Genomic DNA, 21033 nt, shown 5'->3' with positions numbered 1-21033 from the left:
GCAATGAGTAGCCAGAAAATAATTCCTGTAAAAGCGCTAGAATTAGCTCTTTCTTGATATAATCTGCTGATGTTTGCTATAATAGTCGATAAGGAGAATCTATGTTGAAACCATTTATAAAAAAGTTGAAACAGTTTGGTAAGGGGGAGCCCTCACCTGCTAAGACGTCTAAGCCAAAAGGAGAGACATGGTCGGTACTTGATATTGTTTCCGTTATTTTCCGGACAGTAAAACTACTCTTAAATGTCGCTTTTGTGTTTATCTTTTTTGGAATAGTATTGGGGGCTGGACTCGGATTGGGCTATGCCGCTAGCCTTTTTAGTGATGTCTCCGTGCCGAAGCAGGAGGAGCTGGTAAGTCAGGTCAATAAGATTTCTGGGATTTCGAAGCTGACCTATGCTAACGGAGAGTTGATTTCTGAAATCGATAATGATTTGTTGCGGATCCCAGTTGCCAGCGATGCGATTTCGGATAATGTCAAAAATGCTATCATTGCGACGGAAGATGAGAACTTTGAAACTCACAATGGTGTTGTGCCCAAGGCTGTTCTGCGGGCAACCTTGGGTTCAGTAGTTGGAGTTGGTTCATCCAGCGGGGGCTCGACCTTAACTCAGCAGTTGATCAAGCAGCAGGTCGTGGGAGATGCTCCGACTTTCAAGCGGAAGGCAGTAGAGATTGTTGATGCCTTGGCTTTGGAACGCTATATGTCTAAGGATGACATTCTGACTGCTTATTTGAATGTGGCACCTTTTGGTCGGAATAATAAGGGGCAAAATATTGCTGGAGTGGAAGAAGCAGCTCAAGGGATTTTTGGTGTATCAGCCAAGGATTTGAGTATTCCGCAGGCTGCTTTTATTGCTGGATTGCCTCAGAGTCCGATTGTTTATTCGCCCTATGCCTCTGATGGTAGCATGAAGAGTCCAGATGATATGGCTTTAGGTCTAGAGCGGGCTCGGAATGTTTTGTATAATATGTACCGTACAGGTCGACTGAGTGAGGCAGACTATCAGCAGTACAAAGACTATGATCTGACGCAAGATTTTAAATCGACTGAGAGCCTTCAAAAGAGCTCGCATAGTTACCTCTACCATACAGCTTTTTCAGAAGCGCAGACGGCCATGTATCAGTATTTGATTCAGCGGGACAATGTATCCCAGCAAGAATTAAAAAATAATGCAACGGTTGAAGCTTATCAAGAGTTGGCTCGAAAAGAGCTGAGCGAGGGTGGCTATACGGTCACAACAACCATCAATCATTCGATTCATCAGGCGATGCAGAATGCTGTTGCCAACTACGGTGGTCTCTTGGATGATGGGACAGGAATGGTCGAGGTTGGAAATGTTCTTCAGGACAATAAAACAGGAGCCATTATTGGTTTTGTCGGTGGTAGAGACTATAGTTCTAATCAAAACAACCATGCTTTTGATACGGAAAGATCTCCTGGTTCGACTATCAAGCCGATTTTAGCTTATGGGATTGCCATTGACCAAGGGCTGATGGGAAGTGCAAGTGTCCTTTCCAATTATCCGACGAACTTCTCTAGCGGTGAGCCAATTATGCACGTGGATAGTCGCGGGACAGGCATGATGGACCTGCAGGAAGCCCTCAATACTTCTTGGAATATTCCAGCTTATTGGACCTATCGTGCACTTCGTGAGAAGGGTGTGAATGTCCGAGGCTATATGGAAAAAATGGGCTACCATATTGACAACTACGATATTGAAAGTCTACCAATGGGTGGGGGAATCGAGGTTTCGGTTGCCCAGCACACCAACGGTTTCCAGACCTTGGCGAATAACGGTTCTTATCAAGAAAAGTATATGATTGAAAAGATCACAGCTCCTGACGGCAAGGTGGTTTATGAGCATAAGGCAAAACCAGTTCAGGTTTACTCGCCTGCTACTGCAACGATTATGCAAGGATTGATGCGAGGTGTGCTCAATTCTGGTGCAACTACGACCTTTAAATCAAGGATTAGTCAAGTCAATGGTACCTTGGCAGGTGCAGACTGGATTGGTAAGACAGGTACAACCAACAGCAATGGTGACATGTGGCTCATGCTTTCCACTCCTCGGATGACCCTTGGAGGCTGGATTGGTCATGATGACAACACCTCTATGGCTGCCTTAACAGGCTACAATAATAATGCGGCCTATATGGCTTATCTGGCCAATGCCATTTATGAAGCGGATCCAGAGGCCTGGGGAATCGGAGAGAAGTTCAATCTTGATTCGAGTGTTATCAAGTCTGATGTTCTCAAGTCTACTGGAGAAAGACCAGGAACCGTCACAATCAATGGTCGCTCCATCAATCTAAGCGGTCCGACCGTTCCTAGCTACTGGGCCAAGAATGGCGCGCCTACGACGAGCTACCGCTTTAGTATTGGGGCATCAGATGCGGATTATCAGAGAGCTTGGGGAGCAATCTTGGGTGGTACCACTGGCAACACCAATCGTAATAGCCAATGAGAAATTGCCTAACAATTAGAACGAAAGGTAGGGAATACTAGATGTCAGGGAAGATTTCTTCAGATACTATCGCAGCAAGTTCCGCAATTAGTGAATTAGTAGGAGTGGATACTTCAGCCTTCAGGAACAATCAAGTTGAATTTGGCTATACAAGTGATATTGCTGGAATGGAAGCTGGTCGTCAAGCCTGCAATCAAATGTTGCAGGCTGTCAGTGACTTCAGTTCGGCCGTCTTAACTCAGGCTAATAAATTTCCAGAAATTGCTGCAAAAATTGAGAAACGCGATATAGAGCAGGCACAACGTTGGAGCAACTGATGATAAAAGATAAAAATCAAGAAAAACGTGAACAATTATATAAGCAAATCATCCAGCTTGAGAATCAAGAAGAAGATCTTTTAGTTATCAAAAGACGTTACGAAGAGAAGGTAATGGATTTTCGTGCAGATATCTGGACGATAAATGCCCAAATAGAAAACTTGATAGATCCCGTATCAGAGACAAGTCATACCAATCGTAAAATATGGGAAGAAAACCAAGCCTTGCAACAAGCAATTGACAGCTACGTAGAGCAAGAGTTGGACAATGTTTCCAAACAAACAAGGAAAGTTCGGCAAAAATTAGATGAAAATCGAGAAAGATTGACGAAAGAAAGGAACTCTTTACCATGGGAGTAAAGTACAGTGCATCGGAGTCCTCACAGCTGATGGAGGCTATGGCTAATAATATTCAAGTGGCCAATGAGGTGACAGACCGATTGTCTCAGGGATGTGACCACCTGATAGCCACCCTAGACTCTGGAGAACTCATGGGAGCAGCCTATACAGCAGGTAAGGGCCTTTTTTCAGAAATTATCATTCCTGCCATTAAGAAGCTACAGGCTGCAGTGGACGACCTTCAAACGGAGTTAAATTCATATAGGATTGCCGATGCTCAGGTATCAGAGTATGGCAACCTCGATCTGGATCAGCTGAAGAAGACAAAAGAATTGAGAGAGAAACAGCTAGCCTCTATCAAAAAGGCTATTGAAGCAAAAGAATCATTCTTAGAGCGGATGAAGTCTATTGCTACATTTAATATCGTTTCTCACATGGAGTCTCTGGTGATTCTTTCTAGTGCAGAGTCGCAAATTGAATCACAAATTAAAGAATTGGAAGAGAAGATTGAAAAGCTGGAGTTCTTTGTCGCTCAAGTCTCCCAATATTTCAGCGATAGTCTAGAAGTTCTTCGTCTAGCTATTCAAGGAGCCACACAACTAAGTGAAATCATTGTCGATAGTGATGGAAACTACTATGCGGACGGTGTGGACATGAGTTGGGCCAAGAAGATGAAAGAGCAGAAGATTGAGTCACATAAGCTGGATAAGAATATCCCAGTGACTAAAGCTGAGAAGGAAAAGAAAGTTATTGTGGATGATTTTGTAAATATATATGGTTTTGATATTGAAACAGCAAATCTCTTATACCAGTTGCAGCAATCAATTCTTGAAAAAGCTGAAACAAAAGGATGGTCTAAAGAGAGAGTGATTTATGAATTTAACAGATTGGTTGCCTCGCCAGTCTATGCTGGGGATACAGGACGTGCAGCTTGGTCTGGTTTAGGAGGTGTATTAAAAATTGATAAGTTACGAAAAACATTAAAAGAAGATTATGGGTTCTCTGATTATGAAGCAGGTTTATTTATTGAGAGTATTGAAAACCAACAAGGCTCTTCTCCCAGTAAGAAAGATCTTGCTCATGAAGCCATTCAATTATCAACGTTTACAGAACAAGCTTGGGGAGATAGAGACTTATCTACGAAAGAAGGCATGAAAGAACTGTTGGCTCACGTACTAAGTACCCTCGGAAATTCTATGACAATAGGTGAACTTCCTATTAATACAGAACGATATGAAAGTTCCTTCAAAGGAGATGTAGATTCAACAAGATATGATGATAATGACTTCACTTCGGATCTAGATGCTATAAATGTTTATGATAGAATATCTAAAAATGGTCAGCCTGACAATGTTTTTAAAATACAAGCAAATTATAACAATGAGATTGCTGTAAATGAAACAAATCGAGTTGCCGAGTTTTATAAGACCTTGGGAAATGGTGATAAAGAAAACGGTAGGAACTTCCTAAATTACCTTATTGAAAATAATACAGCAGGTGGACAATTTATCAAGCACGGGAAAAGATGGGATTTCTTATGGAAACCAGATACGGATGAGCATAAAAAATCAAAAGAAGATTTTTATGATTATTTGAAGCGAGGAGAAGATAAAAATGTCGGTACGTAAAAAAATAATAAGCATCCTACTTTTGATAATAACTGCTTTTGCCATTTGGTTGCTCTTTGGCCCTGATGATAAACCTGAACCAGATTTTTCTTCTGCCAATAAAATTGAACTACTGGCAAGTATTCTCGCAGGTAATAACGAGGATATTATCCGAGATGCTGGCTATGGAATTCCGGATGACCCGGTGATTCGCCGATGGGGAATAAATGAACTTAAAATACCTGGTAAATTAAACTTGGATGTACGCCCACCGACTAGTTTGGAAGACAGTGAGCTTCTGATTCATTTTTCTACTACAATTGATGGTAAAGAAATAGATGCAGGTTTTTTCGTGGATAAAGAATTAAAATTGACTTATTCAAGATATACTTATATAGATAAGGATGCTATTAGGAAAAAAATTGAAATAGATAAGACTCAAGAAAAAGAGCTACTACATCAGGTTCAAACAGAATTGAATCAGTTCTTTGAAAAAATGGAACAGCAACTAGCTTCTAAATAGGAAATATAATAAAAGAATCATAAATAAAGATTCGGAAGGCTATTGATGAGCCACTCTGGGAAGAATTGGATAGGAAACATGAAGGATACATCAAAATCCAGGGTGAACATGTTCATGACGACGAGGAAGTGGATGAGAGCGACTTAAAATAAACATGCTTCTATTTCAAGATTAAAGTGAAAGTGTCCTGGAAATTAGATAAAACTACTTGAATTTTTACATAAATATGGTATAATAGTACCAATAATTTGTCGTGTGCTTTAATTGAAATATTGTCCGATTAAAGCTTGCAGCAGTTAAATCAAACTTTTTATAAGTCAGATTTAGCTGCTCTTTTTGTGTCTATTTTTCAGAATTCTAGGATTTGTAACGCAAATTTAAAGATTCTAAAAACTTAGCAAAAAGGACTGATTGTAGCTGTTTTGACGAGAGTCAATGGCGTAGAAGGGGTCTCCCCTTGGTAAGAGTGAAGAAGAGTACGATATGAGAGGCAAATGGTTAGTATTCCAATAATCAGAAAATCTCAATTCTCTCCGATTCCCTCCCTCTGTACTTTATAATAAAAAAGGAGTTAGAAACTTGGCAGGACATGACGTTCAATACGGGAAACATCGGACCCGTCGTAGTTTTTCAAGAATCAAAGAAGTTCTTGATTTACCAAACTTGATTGAAATTCAAACAGACTCGTTTAAAGATTTCTTGGACCATGGTTTGAAAGAAGTCTTCGAGGATGTGCTTCCTATTTCAAACTTTACCGACACCATGGAATTGGAATTTGTCGGCTATGAAATCCGTGAGCCTAAATATACGCTAGAAGAAGCACGCATTCACGATGCCAGCTACTCAGCGCCAATCTTTGTGACTTTCCGTCTGATTAACAAGGAAACCGGTGAAATCAAGACACAGGAAGTCTTCTTTGGTGATTTCCCAATCATGACTGAAATGGGAACCTTCATCATCAACGGTGGTGAGCGGATTATCGTGTCTCAGTTGGTGCGTTCGCCAGGGGTTTACTTCAACGATAAAGTTGATAAAAACGGTAAAGTTGGCTACGGTTCAACGGTCATTCCTAACCGCGGAGCTTGGTTAGAGTTGGAAACAGACTCAAAAGACATTGCCTACACTCGTATTGACCGGACTCGTAAAATTCCATTTACTACTTTGGTGCGTGCGCTTGGTTTCTCAGGTGATGATGAGATCTTGGACATCTTTGGTGACAGCGACTTGGTGCGCAACACCATCGAAAAAGATATTCACAAGAACCCAATGGACTCTCGTACGGATGAAGCTCTGAAAGAAATCTATGAGCGCCTTCGTCCAGGCGAGCCTAAGACGGCTGAAAGTTCTCGTTCTCTGCTTGTGGCTCGTTTCTTTGATCCACATCGCTATGACTTGGCTGCCGTTGGTCGTTACAAGATTAACAAGAAGCTCAACATCAAGAATCGCCTCCTCAATCAAACATTGGCAGAACATCTGGTAGATGCTGAAACAGGTGAAATTCTTGTCGAAGCTGGTACAGTCATGACTCGCAGTGTGATTGACAGCATTGCAGAGCGTCTGGACAATGGTTTGAACAAGATCACTTATATTCCAAACGACTCAGCTGTCTTGACAGAGCCTGTAGAATTGCAGAAGTTCAAGGTTGTCGCACCGAGCGATCCAGATCGTGTTGTGACCATCATTGGCAATGCGAACCCATCTGACAAGGTTCGGACTGTAACACCAGCTGATATCTTGGCTGAAATGAGCTATTTCCTCAACTTGGCAGAAGGTATCGGTCGTGTGGATGATATTGACCACTTGGGGAACCGTCGTATTCGTGCGGTTGGTGAGCTTTTGGCTAACCAGGTTCGTCTGGGACTTTCTCGGATGGAGCGTAACGTTCGCGAACGGATGAGCGTTCAGGACAATGAGGTTCTCACACCGCAACAAATCATTAACATTCGTCCTGTAACTGCTGCTATTAAAGAATTCTTTGGTTCTTCACAGTTGTCTCAGTTCATGGACCAACACAATCCACTGTCTGAGCTTTCTCACAAGCGTCGTCTGTCTGCCTTAGGACCTGGTGGTTTGACACGTGACCGCGCTGGTTATGAAGTGCGGGACGTGCACTATACTCACTATGGTCGTATGTGTCCGATTGAAACGCCTGAAGGACCAAACATCGGTTTGATCAATAACTTGTCTTCTTACGGACATCTTAACAAATACGGATTTATTCAAACACCTTACCGTAAGGTAGACCGTGAAGCTGGTGTGGTGACCAACGAAATTGTTTGGCTGACAGCTGATGAGGAAGATGAATTTATCGTAGCTCAGGCAAACTCTAAACTTAATGAGAAAGGTGGCTTTGCAGAGCCTATCGTTATGGGACGCCACCAAGGTAATAACCAAGAATTCCCTTCAGACCAAGTAGACTACATGGATGTATCACCTAAGCAGGTAGTTGCCGTTGCGACTGCATGTATTCCTTTCTTGGAAAATGACGACTCCAACCGTGCCCTCATGGGTGCCAACATGCAACGTCAGGCTGTGCCTTTGATTGATCCAAAAGCGCCTTATGTCGGTACTGGTATGGAATACCAAGCTGCCCACGATTCTGGTGCGGCGGTTATTGCTCAGTATGATGGTAAGGTTACCTATGCGGATGCGGATAAGGTAGAAGTTCGTCGCGAAGATGGTTCACTAGATGTGTACCACATCCAAAAATTCCGTCGTTCTAACTCAGGAACTGCCTACAACCAACGCACCCTTGTAAAAGTTGGCGATGTCGTTGAAAAAGGCGACTTTATCGCTGACGGACCTTCTATGGAAAATGGAGAAATGGCGCTTGGACAAAACCCAATCGTTGCCTACATGACATGGGAAGGTTACAACTTCGAGGATGCGGTTATCATGAGTGAGCGTCTGGTGAAAGACGATGTCTATACATCTGTCCACCTCGAAGAATACGAATCAGAAACACGTGATACAAAGCTTGGGCCTGAAGAAATCACTCGTGAAATTCCAAACGTTGGTGAAGATGCCCTTAAAGACCTTGACGAAATGGGGATTATCCGTATCGGTGCTGAGGTTAAAGAAGGCGATATCCTTGTCGGTAAAGTAACACCTAAGGGTGAGAAAGACCTTTCAGCTGAAGAACGCCTCTTGCACGCTATCTTTGGTGATAAGTCTCGTGAAGTACGTGACACTTCTCTTCGTGTACCACACGGTGCCGATGGTGTTGTTCGTGATGTCAAGATCTTTACCCGTGCTAACGGTGATGAGCTACAATCAGGTGTTAACATGTTGGTGCGTGTCTACATCGCTCAAAAACGTAAGATCAAGGTCGGAGATAAGATGGCCGGACGTCACGGAAACAAAGGGGTTGTATCCCGTATCGTTCCTGTGGAAGACATGCCATACTTGCCAGACGGAACTCCAGTCGATATCATGTTGAATCCACTTGGGGTGCCATCCCGTATGAATATCGGTCAAGTTATGGAACTCCACCTTGGTATGGCAGCTCGTAACTTGGGCATCCACATTGCGACACCGGTCTTTGACGGAGCTAGCTCAGAAGATCTCTGGTCTACAGTTCGTGAAGCTGGTATGGACAGCGATGCTAAGACAATTCTTTATGATGGACGTACTGGTGAGCCATTTGATAACCGCGTTTCTGTCGGTGTCATGTACATGATCAAGCTCCACCACATGGTTGACGATAAGCTCCATGCCCGCTCAGTTGGTCCATACTCAACCGTTACCCAACAGCCACTCGGAGGTAAAGCTCAGTTTGGTGGACAACGTTTCGGGGAAATGGAAGTTTGGGCTCTAGAGGCTTACGGTGCGTCAAACGTACTTCAAGAAATCTTGACTTACAAGTCTGACGATATCAACGGACGTTTGAAAGCTTATGAAGCGATTACCAAAGGGAAACCAATTCCAAAACCAGGTGTTCCAGAATCCTTCCGAGTTCTTGTGAAAGAATTGCAATCTCTTGGTCTTGACATGCGTGTCCTTGACGAAGATGACCAAGAAGTAGAACTTCGTGACTTGGATGAGGATATGGATGAAGATGTGATCCATGTGGATGATCTGGAAAAAGCACGTCAAAAACAGGCTCAAGAAGCTAAAGCAGCTTTTGATGCTGAAGGAAATGAAGAAAAATAATTCGTCGCTGATTAGATAAATAAGAAAGGTAAGAAATAGTGGTTGATGTAAATCGATTTAAAAGTATGCAAATCACCCTAGCTTCTCCAAGTAAGGTCCGTTCATGGTCTTACGGAGAAGTGAAGAAGCCTGAGACAATCAATTACCGGACCTTGAAGCCAGAACGTGAAGGCCTCTTTGACGAGGTGATCTTCGGGCCAACCAAGGATTGGGAGTGTGCCTGCGGTAAGTACAAACGGATTCGTTACAAAGGGATTATTTGTGACCGCTGTGGTGTCGAAGTAACACGGACCAAGGTTCGCCGTGAGCGTATGGGCCACATTGAGCTCAAAGCACCGGTTTCTCACATTTGGTATTTCAAGGGAATCCCAAGCCGTATGGGCTTGACTCTAGATATGAGTCCGCGCGCTCTGGAAGAAGTCATTTATTTTGCGGCTTATGTGGTGATTGATCCTAAGGAAACACCACTGGAGCACAAGTCAATCATGACTGAGCGCGAGTACCGTGAGCGCCTCCGTGAATATGGTGCAGGTTCATTCGTTGCCAAGATGGGAGCAGAAGCGATCCAAGACTTGCTGAAACAAGTGGATTTGGAAACAGAAATTGCAGCTCTCAAGGAAGAATTGAAAACAGCTTCTGGTCAAAAACGAATCAAGGCCATTCGTCGTTTGGACGTTTTGGATGCCTTCTACCGCTCTGGCAATAAGCCAGAATGGATGATTCTCAACATCCTGCCAGTCATTCCGCCAGATCTACGTCCAATGTTGCAGTTGGACGGTGGCCGCTTTGCCTCATCTGACTTGAATGACCTTTACCGCCGCGTTATCAACCGGAACAACCGTTTGGCTCGTTTGCTCGAGTTAAATGCACCAGGTATCATCGTTCAAAATGAGAAGCGGATGCTACAAGAAGCGGTTGATGCTTTGATTGACAATGGTCGTCGTGGTCGTCCGATCACAGGTCCAGGTAGCCGTCCACTTAAGTCTTTGAGTCACATGCTCAAAGGGAAACAAGGACGTTTCCGTCAAAACTTGCTGGGTAAACGGGTTGACTTCTCAGGTCGTTCCGTTATCGCTGTTGGTCCGACATTGAAAATGTATCAATGTGGTGTGCCACGTGAAATGGCGATCGAGCTCTTCAAGCCGTTTGTCATGCGGGAAATTGTTGCTCGTGATTATGCACAGAATGTGAAAGCTGCTAAGCGCATGGTAGAGCGTGGCGATGAGCGCATCTGGGATGTCCTGGAAGATGTTATCAAAGAACACCCAGTGCTCCTTAACCGCGCACCGACCCTTCACCGTTTGGGTATCCAAGCCTTTGAGCCAGTTTTGATTGACGGTAAAGCTCTTCGCTTGCACCCATTGGTCTGTGAAGCCTACAATGCCGACTTTGACGGTGACCAAATGGCCATCCACGTTCCATTGTCTGAAGAAGCACAGGCTGAAGCTCGTATCCTCATGCTGGCTGCTGAGCACATCTTGAATCCGAAAGATGGAAAACCAGTTGTCACACCATCTCAGGATATGGTCTTGGGTAACTACTACCTGACCATGGAAGAAGCAGGACGTGAAGGCGAAGGTATGGTCTTTAAAGACCGTGACGAAGCTGTGATGGCCTTGCGTAATGGCTATGTCCACTTGCACACTCGTGTAGGTATTGCGACAGATAGTCTCAACAAACCTTGGACAGAAGATCAAAAACACAAGATCCTCATGACCACAGTAGGTAAGATTCTCTTCAACGACATCATGCCAGAAGAGCTGCCTTACCTACAAGAGCCAACGAATGCTAACTTGACAGAAGGTGTACCAGCTAAATACTTCTTGGAGCCAGGTAAAGACATCAAGTCTGCTATTGAAGCCCTAGAGTTAAATATTCCGTTCAAGAAGAAAAATCTAGGAAATATCATCGCTGAAATCTTCAAACGCTTCCGCACGACAGAAACATCTGCCCTGCTGGACCGCTTGAAAGACTTAGGTTACCACCATTCTACTCTGGCTGGTTTGACAGTGGGTATCGCTGATATCCCAGTTGTTGAAGACAAGGCAGAGATCATTGAAGAGTCTCACAAGCGTGTAGACCAAATCACCAAGCAATTCCGTCGTGGTATGATTACTGATGACGAACGCTACAATGCTGTTACAGCTGAATGGCGTGCTGCCCGTGAAAAACTAGAAAAACGCTTGGTTGCCAACCAAGATCCGAAGAACCCAATCGTTATGATGATGGACTCTGGAGCCCGTGGTAACATCTCTAACTTCTCACAGCTTGCCGGTATGCGTGGTCTGATGGCTGCGCCAAACGGACGTATCATGGAGTTGCCAATCCTTTCAAACTTCCGCGAAGGTTTGTCTGTATTGGAAATGTTCTTCTCTACTCATGGTGCCCGTAAGGGTATGACCGATACGGCCCTCAAGACAGCCGACTCAGGTTACTTGACTCGCCGTCTGGTTGACGTTGCTCAAGATGTGATTATCCGTGAGGACGACTGTGGTACAGACCGCGGCTTGCTCATCACTTCTATCACAGAAGGCAAGGAAATGATCGAGTCTCTGGAAGAACGTCTCAATGGTCGTTACACTAAGAAGACGGTTAAACATCCAGAAACTGGCGCAGTTATCATCGGTCCAAATGAATTGATCACAGAAGACAAGGCGCGTGAGATTGTCAATGCTGGTGTGGAAGAAGTTACTATCCGTTCCGTATTTACATGTAACACTCGCCACGGTGTCTGCCGTCATTGTTATGGTATCAACTTGGCGACTGGCGATGCAGTTGAAGTCGGTGAAGCAGTCGGAACCATCGCTGCCCAATCTATCGGGGAACCTGGTACACAGCTGACTATGCGTACCTTCCACACGGGTGGGGTTGCCTCAAATACCGATATCACTCAAGGTCTTCCTCGTGTCCAAGAAATCTTTGAAGCCCGCAATCCGAAAGGGGAAGCGGTCATCACAGAAGTCAAGGGTGAAGTTACTGCTATCGAAGAAGATGCATCTACTCGTACTAAGAAAGTCTTTGTTACAGGTGCAACTGGTGAAGGTGAATATGTGGTGCCATTTACAGCACGCATGAAGGTGGAAGTGGGCGACCAAGTCTCTCGCGGTGCTGCCTTGACCGAAGGTTCTATCCAACCTAAGCACTTGCTGGCTGTCCGCGATGTCTTGTCTGTTGAAACTTACCTGCTTGCTGAAGTACAAAAAGTTTACCGCAGCCAAGGGGTAGAAATCGGCGACAAACACATTGAGGTAATGGTTCGTCAAATGATTCGCAAGGTGCGCGTCATGGATCCAGGTGACACAGATCTTCTCATGGGAACTCTCATGGATATCACTGACTTTACAGATGCTAACCGTGATGTGGTTATCTCAGGCGGTGTACCTGCGACAGCTCGTCCAGTCCTCATGGGAATCACCAAAGCTTCCCTTGAAACGAACAGCTTCCTGTCTGCAGCTTCCTTCCAGGAAACAACTCGTGTCCTGACAGATGCTGCTATCCGTGGTAAGAAAGACCATCTGCTCGGACTCAAGGAAAATGTTATCATCGGTAAGATTATCCCAGCTGGTACTGGTATGGCCCGTTACCGTAACTTGGAACCACAAGCAATCAATGAAGTTGAAATTATTGACGAAGTTGTGGAAACAGCAGAGACTGAAGAAGTTGAAACAAGCGTAGAATCATAAGAGCTTGCTTAAGTTTATAATATAAAAGTCTATCAGGAAGAGAATCTTGTATTCTCTTCTTTTTTGTTAGCTTGGACGGAGGGGGCACAGTTAGAATACAACTGGAGGTTTCAGATATCCATTTTGTTGCTATATTGAATCGAAAGCTTAGGAAAGGAGCTTCCTAGTGAGCATGATGGCACATTTTTTGATTTTATATGGCTCTTAGCTGTACAGGAAGGGAAAAATTCGATATACTAAGTAAAAGGAGGAAGAAATGAAAATTTTTTTGCAAAAAGTAGAATATAGTTTACTGGCTTTGTTTTTAGCCGTCCAGACTCAAGTTCCTTTTGTGCTGATCCAGTTTTACAAAGGTCGAGATCAAAGTTTTTCAATGGGATACACCTTGCTTGTCCTGATGGTTTATTTGCTGATTATTTTTTATGCCCTGCGAATGGCCAAAAAAGAAGGCTTATTGACCCTTGATTTTAGTTTTTTTAATTTAAAATCAGTGATCTGGCTAGTATTATCCTATCTGATAACTTTCGGAGTTAGTATTTTTGCTGCGATTATTATGGTTCTAGAGGGCCAACTTTCAGGAACGACAGCCAATCAAACTGCTTTGCAAAACTTGTTTCAGAGTACGCCCGTTGTTTTGCTTATTGTGGGAGCTGTTTTTTCAGCGCCAATTTTGGAAGAGATTATTTTCCGTGGTTTGATTCCCCAAAAGCTGTTTCCAAAGCATGAGTTGATTGGTCTGATAGTTGGTTCTATCCTTTTTGGTTTTTTCCACGGTCCGACCAACATCGGTAGTTTTGTCCTTTATGCTGGTATGGGGGGCGTTCTAGCTTTGGTAGTTCACCAGACTAAGCGTTTGGAAATGGGAATTTTAGCCCATATGTTACGGAATGCCATTGCTATTTTGGTGATGATCATCTCACAAAGTTAACGATATATCATTCATGGATGAAGAGGTCAGATTGACCTCTTTTTTGACATTTCAGGGATAAAAAGTGACTTTTGAGGACATGGAGCTAGCAAAGCGAATCTTTTGTTCTATAATGAGAATTGTATCTTAGCTTTAGGGAGTAAAAAATGAGGCTCACATTTCAAAAATCTATCCAAATATTATTAGTAGCTATGCTAATGCAATCGGTCTTGCTGCTTTTGGTTCATCCGATGACCAATCGTTTTGCTTTATCGAGGCCTAACTTGCTTTTTATCTCTCTGTTTTTGTTCATTCTTTTAGGGTATGCCTCTTATTTTTCTCGTGAGTGGCGGGATTTTNAGATAGAGCTGCGTGCTTCCAAGCGGTTTCAGCACTTACGTTACCTTTATTTTTTGATGATTGCAAGCAACGCAGCGAGTCTTGCTCTCCTTTGTGGGCAGTCGAGTTCGGAGCTAACGCCTTTGCAGCAGCTTATCTCAAACAGTTTTTCCGCCTCCTCCTTGCTATTGCTTGGCATGGATTTATTTGGTATGTCATCACAGGCTAAGCAAAACAGACAGATGAAATACAGAAAGAGTTGGTGTATTGCCTTGGGAATTGCTCTCTTTGCTTTCCTGAGAAATCCCGGAGAATCATCTTGTTTTCTAATTTATCTAAGCTTAGGCATGGCTTTTGTCCGGCTCTTAAAAGCTTGGGTTGGATCTCTGGAATTGTCCTTACTGGCTCATCTTCTTCGGAATTTACTTCTGATTCTCCTTTTGCCTTTCTGTTTGTAAAAAGTGTTTTCTTAAATAGGGGAATTGTGGTAAAATGGTAAATGAAACAAGGGGCAGATGAGGTCTTCTTGTGAAGTCGAGTGCAGTTCATAGGACTGGATGCTGCATCTGCTGTTAGCTTTGCGGTACACTAGATGGGTGTGCCTTTTTTGTTGAAAGGCAGTAGCAGCAAGGGGAAAGGAAATACGATGAATCTAAGACAGCTTGCACCAGAGGGCAAGACAGCTCTTTGTGGGATCCTTAATGTTACCCCAGATTCCTTTTCGGATGGGGGCAAATATAATACGGTGGAAAAGGCTCTGGAGCAAGCACGCAAGATGATAGCTCAGGGAGCTCATCTGCTGGATATCGGTGGTGAGTCGACTCGTCCGGGCAGCCATTTTGTGGACATCGAAGCGGAGATAGGTCGTGTGGTGCCAGTCATTGAGGCTCTTCGTCGGGAGACTGATATCCTCATTTCTGTAGATACTTGGAAGGCACCAGTTGCAGAAGCAGCTTTGGCCGCTGGAGCTAATATCATCAATGACATCACGGGACTCTTGGGTGATGAGAGAATGGCAGTTGTGGCTGCCAAGGCTGGAGCGCCAGTTATCGCCATGTTCAATCCAGTCATGGCTCGGCCCCAACATGCTAGCTCGAAAATCTTTCCGACTTTTGGCTTTGAGGCCGCTTTTACGGAGTCAGAATTAGCGGATTTTGAACAGCTGGGTATTCAGGCGCTCATGTGGGCATTTTTTGAAAAGACACTGGCAAGAGCTGAGAAAGCTGGTCTGGAGCGGGAGCAAATCATGCTGGATCCAGGGATTGGTTTTGGCCTGACCAAGCGGGAAAATCTCTTGCTCTTACAGGAGTTGGATAGCATTCATCAGGCTGGCTTTCCTATTTTTCTGGGTGTCTCTCGCAAGCGATTTTTGGTCAATATATTGGAGGAAAATGGTTTTGAGACTGACCCAGAGACGGCAGCTGGTTTTCAAAACAGAGACCTGGCCTCAGCTCATTTGACCAGCATTGCAGCTAGTCAAGGTGTTGAGGCTGTCCGAGTGCATGATGTGGGAGTTCACTGGATGGCAGCCGAGATTGGCGATGCTATTCGACTGGCTCAGAAAATGGAAGATCTAAATTTACGGCAGTATAAGTGACTATGATAAAAGAAGAATTGCCAGATTTAAGCTGGCTGGAAGCCTATCGGACGGATAGTCCTAATTTTGGCTTGGAGCGGATGGAGCGGATGCTGGCGCTGCGGGGAAATCCTCATTTGCAGCTGTCAGTGATTCATATAGGGGGGACCAACGGGAAAGGCTCGACCATTTCCCACCTGCGTCAACTCTTGGAAATGCAAGGCCTGCGTGTAGGAACCTTTACCTCCCCCTATTTGATCAGCTACAATGAACAAATCGCCATCAATGGTCGGCCTATTCCTAATCAAGATTTGTCGCGCCTTCTAGAGACTTATCACGCTCTCTTTGAGGAGCAAGCGAATGATGAGGTTTTGCAGGGAGTGACTGAGTTTGAAATCATGACGGCTTTGGCCTATGATTATTTGGCTCAGGAGCGGGTCGATGTGGCGATGATGGAGGTTGGCATGGGCGGCCTCTTAGACAGTACCAATGTCTGCCGACCTGATCTGACAGCCATTACGACTATTGGCTTAGATCATGTGGCTCTGCTGGGGCATTCGCTGGCAGCAATTGCCGAGCAGAAGGCGGGAATTATCAAGTTAAATGTGCCCTTGGTGACTGGACGGATTGAGCCAGAAGCTCTAGCGGTCATTGAGGACAAGGCTCATCAAAAGCAAGCGCCCTACTATGTTTATGGGCAGTCTTATCAAGTTCAGAGCTTGGGCGGGACTGACTCAGGAGAACATTTTAGCTTTTCCAATGCCTATCGGGAGGCGGAGCCTTACCTGACGCCTCTGTTGGGGCAGCATCAGGTAGATAATGCTGGTTTGGCGATTGAGCTCTGTGACCTCTATTGCCAGCTCCAGCAGTTGCCACTGTTAACAAAAGAGCAAGTTGGCGCAGCTTTATTGGCGACAAGCTGGCCGGGTCGGATGGAGCAGATCTCGCACCAGCCTCGTATTTTGCTTGATGGCGCCCACAATCCACATGCCATGGAGAGGTTGACGAGGACCTTGAGCCAACATTATCCAGACTTGGATAAGAAAATCCTTTTCAGCTGTATCCAGACCAAGTCTCTGGAGGAAATGGTGGGTCAGCTCAAGCAGGTGCCTAAGAGTCAGCTAATTTTGACCAATTTTGCAGATCCACGGAGCTTTTCCAAAGAAAAAATGGAGGAGCTGGCTTGCGAGCAGGGATTGAACTATGCTGATTGGCAGGGATTTTTAGAGGCTTATTTGAAAGCTGAGCATGGGACCGATGAGCTCTTGCTGATTACGGGCTCCCTTTATTTTTTGGCTCAGGTCAGGGCCTATATCATTGACAAAGAAAAAGAATCTAGGAGTGAATATGGACACGAAGAAAATTGAAGCAGCTGTTGCCCAGATTATTGAGGCGGTTGGAGAAGACGGAAGCCGCGAAGGCTTGCAGGAGACGCCACAGCGCATTGCTAAGATGTACCAAGAAATCTTTGCTGGGCTGGGCGAGACTGCTGAGGAGCATCTGGCCAAGTCTTTTGAAATCATTGACAATAATATGGTAGTGGAGAAGGATATTTTCTTTCATTCCATGTGTGAGCACCACTTCCTGCCATTTTACGGGAAGGTTCACATCGCCTATGTGCCTAATGGTCGGGTAGCAGGCCTGTCCAAGCTGGCCCGAACAGTAGAGGTCTATGCCAAGAAACCGCAGATTCAAGAGCGATTGACCGTAGAGATTGCTGAGGCCTTGATGGACTATCTGGGTGCTCAAGGGGCCTTGGTCTGGGTGGAAGCTGAGCATATGTGTATGAATATGCGTGGAGTCAGAAAGCCTGGCACTGCAACGGTTACTACAGCAGCGCGTGGCGTTTTAGCGACGGATAAGGACCTAAAAAATGAAGCTTACAAACTGATGGGACATTGATTTTATCAGTGGTGGAGCATGTCGGGAAAGGCTAGATAGTTTTATCAAGGATGAAATGCAGAAACTTGAATCAGAAAGGATAAGAGAATGGATCAGCTGCGCATAAAGGATTTGGAAGTGTATGCCTATCACGGTCTGTTTGGAGCGGAGAAGGAATTGGGCCAGCGTTTTGTGCTGGATTTGATTTTGGACTATGATATGACTCGGGCTGCTAAAACAGGCGACCTGACAGCTTCTATCCACTATGGAGAATTAGCTCAGGATTTGACCCACTGGTGTCAGGAAAGCAAGGAGGACTTGATTGAGACGCTGGCTTACAAGTTGATTGATCGGATTTTTCTGACTCATCCTTTGGTGCAGAAGGTCAGTTTGGAGGTCAAAAAACCTTGGGCACCGGTGCCGCTGCCTTTAGAGACTTGCTCAGTCAAGTTAGCACGTCGAAAGCGGAAAGCCTTTATCGCTCTGGGGAGCAATCAAGGCAACCCAGCTGCCAATCTGGATGCTGCTTTGGAAAAAATGGCAGAGCAAAATATAAGAATTTTGCAGGCATCAAGTCGTATCGAGACAGAACCTTGGGGTGGCATTGAGCAGGATCCGTTTCTCAATCAAGTTGTTGAAGTTGAAACCTGGCTCAATCCTGAGGAGTTAATACAGACGCTCTTGGCTATTGAGGCGGATCTAGGGCGCGTGCGGGAGATCAAATGGGGACCTCGTGTGATTGATCTGGATATTCTTTACATAGGGCAGGAGGAGCTATACAGTCCGGGCTTGATTGTTCCTCATCCTTATGTGGCTGAGCGAGCTTTTGTCTTGCAATCTCTTATAGAAATCGCCCCACACTTTGTCGATCCGGTACAGAAAAAAAGCATCCGCAAGCTATGGGATGCGGTTGAAAAATGAGAAAAGAAGCTTGTCGCAAGGCAAGTTTTTTTATTGTCTGAACTTTCTCTGAACTTGCCTCTGTATACTAAAGAAAAATCAAAAGGAGTTCAGTATGGAACATACAGTGAAAATAGAAGGAGTCTGCAAAAAGCATGGCAGCAAGCAGATTTTAGAAGATATTTCTTTTACAGCTAGAAGCGGGCGGATTACAGCTTTTTTGGGTCCAAATGGTGCAGGGAAAAGTTCGACCTTGAGGATTCTCTTGGGGTTAGATCGGGCGACAGCAGGAACTGCGACTTTTGATGGGCGAACTTATCAGTCAATGACTTATCCGCTCAGAACGGTAGGTGCAGCCTTTGACGGCATTGGCGGTCTGCCAAATCGAAAGGTCTATGACCACTTGAGAATTATTGCGGCGAGTAATGCTATTCCCAAGTCTCGGATTGATGAGGTTTTGGAGATGACTGGAATCGCTCATAAGAGGAAGGATCTCTTGTCAAGCCTGTCTCTGGGGGAGGGTCAGCGGTTGGGTTTAGCAGCAGCTTTGCTAGGTGATCCTCAGTTTCTTATATTAGATGAGCCGACCAATGGACTAGATCCAAGTGGGATTAAGTGGTTTAGAAAGTTCATCCGTCAGCAGGCTGATTTAGGGAAAACAGTACTTCTATCTTCCCATATCCTGTCAGAGGTGCAAATGGTGACAGATGATGTAGTCTTAATTCATCATGGGCGAATTATTGAGCAGGGACGATTGGAAGAGGTGCTGCAAGATTCAGACAGTCTAGAAGATCTCTTCTTTGATTTGACAGAGGAGGTTTAAGATGAAAGAAACGATGTCTTTATTGCATTCAGAATGGTTGAAAATTTGCTCAACCAAGGCTTTCAAAGTGAGTATGGCCTTCATGCTGCTATTGGTGCCTGCCGTATCTTGGCTGGAGGGTCGACAGTATTTATCTGTCGGCTTGGATGCCACGCCTGAGACGGTTCCCGGTCTGGCAGAAGCCATTGACCCGCTGGAATATCTAGGCCTCAATGGTGCCTCTATGGCAGGTATGGTTTTGGTCATCTTAGCTGGAATTTTGGGAGCTATGGAATTTCAGTCTCATAGCTTAAGAACCAGTCTCTTGACCTGTAATAACCGCCTGAAGTTGCTTGTGGGGAAGCTCGTGACCTTTACTTGCTTTTCTCTTGCCAGCAGCTTTTTATCAATTTACCTTAGTTATATGGTCATGCATCTGGCTTTAGGAAAGGAAGGGCTTGATCCGATTTTGCTCAATCAGGCAGCTTGGAGTCTGATTTTGTGGAAAACCTTATCTCTGACCTTATTGGGAATCCTTTCATTTTTGTTAGGTTTATTGGCTCGGACCATGCTGGTTCCTCTGCTTTTTCTCGTACCCCAGATTTATAATCTGGGAAACTACCTAGCTACTCACATGAGTTGGGGAGCTTATTTGCCACAGCCAGCAGGAGAGTTATTTGCTGCAACGCCAACTTCCCAATATGCCAACAATCCCTTGCAAGGGCTGTTGATACTTGGTGCATGGTTACTAGTCATCGGCGGTATGACCTCTCTGCGCTTTTTGAAGACGGATTTAGGAGGGCGATACTGATGATAAAAGCTCTACTTAGAAGCGAATGGATTAAGTTCCGTTCTTACTATCTCGCTCTTGGTGCAGCCTTGGTGGCTCTGGTAATCGTTCCATTTTTTCTGATGAATCTTGACTATAGTCAGACAGCAGTTGGCCAGACAAAGGCTCTGAGTGAGGCTTTGCATGCCCTCTATCTGGCACAGCCTGTCATCGTCATCTTTACTTCCCTCTATTTTGCCCAGGAGTTTGTCAAGTCTGGGATGCGAACGAATTTTCTAACCGTATCAAATAGAAAGGCTTGGTTGGCTGGGAAAATCCTTTTTCTTTTCTTGCTGCTCTTGGTTCTCTATAGTGTCATTATAAGTAGCTGTTTCTTTGTTATGCTGGCTCGTTTTGACCTGGACTTTAGCTGGTCCTTACTGGGGAACTTCCTTTATTACAGCTTTTTTTGTCTTCTCAGCAATCTTTTTCTGGCTTTTTTAACTGCCGGCCTCGCTTTGCTATTTCAATCTTGGGTTGTGCCGGTGTCAGTGCTCTTTCCTCTCTTGATTGGTCTCAGTCGTTTGTTGGCAACTTTCATCAAGGAAGCAAAATACCTGCCCGATCTGGCTACCCTAAATCTTTTTGAGTATGAAGGGCTTCAGCATTCAATAGATTTATCAGGGCTAGGAATACAGCTGTTATGGTTAGCTTTGGTTTGGGGCTCTGCTATATTCTTAACCTTGAAACGAGATGTTCGCTAGAGGTATG

The 21033-nt window shown here is 44.7% G+C and carries 15 protein-coding genes; all 15 read left to right on the top strand.

All coding sequences use genetic code 11. The annotated features are described in order from the left end of the window. Window positions 1-101: 101 nt before the first annotated feature. The 15 genes from pbp1b to D8790_RS06480 all read left to right on the top strand — a co-directional run bounded on the left by pbp1b (window position 102) and on the right by D8790_RS06480 (window position 21026). Entirely contained in the window at window positions 102-2468 is a 2367-nt protein-coding gene (gene pbp1b / locus D8790_RS06555) for a penicillin-binding protein PBP1B (protein ID WP_376739452.1), read from the top strand. A gap of 41 nt (window positions 2469-2509) precedes the next feature. Continuing rightward, window positions 2510-2785 (top strand): TIGR04197 family type VII secretion effector, encoded by a 276-nt coding sequence (locus D8790_RS06550; RefSeq protein ID WP_125388026.1) that lies wholly within the window; start codon window positions 2510-2512, stop codon window positions 2783-2785. Next, a complete protein-coding gene (locus D8790_RS06545; protein WP_125388025.1) occupies window positions 2785-3144 on the top strand; it encodes a hypothetical protein in 360 nt (119 codons plus the stop codon). The genes D8790_RS06550 and D8790_RS06545 overlap by 1 nt, the downstream gene beginning before the upstream one ends. Further along, window positions 3135-4751 carry an ATP-binding protein gene (locus tag D8790_RS06540; RefSeq protein ID WP_125388024.1) on the top strand — a complete coding sequence of 539 codons (1617 nt, stop codon included), beginning with the start codon at window positions 3135-3137 and terminating at the stop codon, window positions 4749-4751. Before D8790_RS06545 ends, D8790_RS06540 begins: the two co-directional genes overlap by 10 nt. Continuing rightward, entirely contained in the window at window positions 4738-5253 is a 516-nt protein-coding gene (locus tag D8790_RS06535) for a hypothetical protein (protein WP_125388023.1), read from the top strand. The genes D8790_RS06540 and D8790_RS06535 overlap by 14 nt, the downstream gene beginning before the upstream one ends. 579 nt (window positions 5254-5832) lie before the next feature. Further along, complete coding sequence (rpoB, locus tag D8790_RS06530) at window positions 5833-9405, top strand: DNA-directed RNA polymerase subunit beta (protein ID WP_125388022.1); 3573 nt, start codon at window positions 5833-5835, stop codon at window positions 9403-9405. 38 nt (window positions 9406-9443) lie between these two features. After that, complete coding sequence (rpoC, locus tag D8790_RS06525) at window positions 9444-13088, top strand: DNA-directed RNA polymerase subunit beta' (RefSeq protein WP_125373452.1); 3645 nt, start codon at window positions 9444-9446, stop codon at window positions 13086-13088. Between the two features lie 256 nt (window positions 13089-13344). Continuing rightward, window positions 13345-14016 carry a CPBP family intramembrane glutamic endopeptidase gene (locus D8790_RS06520; RefSeq protein ID WP_125388021.1) on the top strand — a complete coding sequence of 224 codons (672 nt, stop codon included), beginning with the start codon at window positions 13345-13347 and terminating at the stop codon, window positions 14014-14016. 964 nt (window positions 14017-14980) lie between these two features. After that, a complete protein-coding gene (folP, locus tag D8790_RS06510) occupies window positions 14981-15931 on the top strand; it encodes a dihydropteroate synthase (protein ID WP_185761922.1) in 951 nt (316 codons plus the stop codon). A gap of 2 nt (window positions 15932-15933) precedes the next feature. Beyond that, on the top strand, window positions 15934-17277 hold the full coding sequence (locus D8790_RS06505; protein WP_125388018.1) for a bifunctional folylpolyglutamate synthase/dihydrofolate synthase: 1344 nt from the start codon (window positions 15934-15936) through the stop codon (window positions 17275-17277). Beyond that, window positions 17258-17812, top strand: a complete 555-nt coding sequence (folE, locus tag D8790_RS06500; RefSeq protein ID WP_002896758.1) for a GTP cyclohydrolase I FolE — start codon at window positions 17258-17260, stop codon at window positions 17810-17812. The genes D8790_RS06505 and folE overlap by 20 nt, the downstream gene beginning before the upstream one ends. An 87-nt stretch (window positions 17813-17899) precedes the next feature. Then, entirely contained in the window at window positions 17900-18712 is an 813-nt protein-coding gene (folK, locus tag D8790_RS06495) for a 2-amino-4-hydroxy-6-hydroxymethyldihydropteridine diphosphokinase (protein WP_125388017.1), read from the top strand. A 94-nt stretch (window positions 18713-18806) separates the two neighbouring features. Beyond that, window positions 18807-19514: an ABC transporter ATP-binding protein gene (locus D8790_RS06490; RefSeq protein WP_125388016.1), complete on the top strand. Its 708-nt coding sequence runs from the start codon at window positions 18807-18809 to the stop codon at window positions 19512-19514. 1 nt (window position 19515) lies between these two features. Continuing rightward, window positions 19516-20304 (top strand): lantibiotic ABC transporter permease, encoded by a 789-nt coding sequence (locus tag D8790_RS06485; RefSeq protein WP_125388015.1) that lies wholly within the window; start codon window positions 19516-19518, stop codon window positions 20302-20304. Next, complete coding sequence (locus D8790_RS06480) at window positions 20304-21026, top strand: lantibiotic ABC transporter permease (RefSeq protein WP_125388014.1); 723 nt, start codon at window positions 20304-20306, stop codon at window positions 21024-21026. The genes D8790_RS06485 and D8790_RS06480 overlap by 1 nt, the downstream gene beginning before the upstream one ends. The last annotated feature ends 7 nt before the right edge of the window (window positions 21027-21033 follow it).

Origin of the sequence: Streptococcus cristatus (assembly GCF_003943535.1) — a bacterium.
In the GTDB taxonomy this organism is placed as follows: domain Bacteria; phylum Bacillota; class Bacilli; order Lactobacillales; family Streptococcaceae; genus Streptococcus; species Streptococcus cristatus_L.
The sequence above is the reverse complement of the archived record's forward strand: the minus strand, read 5'-3'. Positions and strand labels throughout refer to the sequence as shown.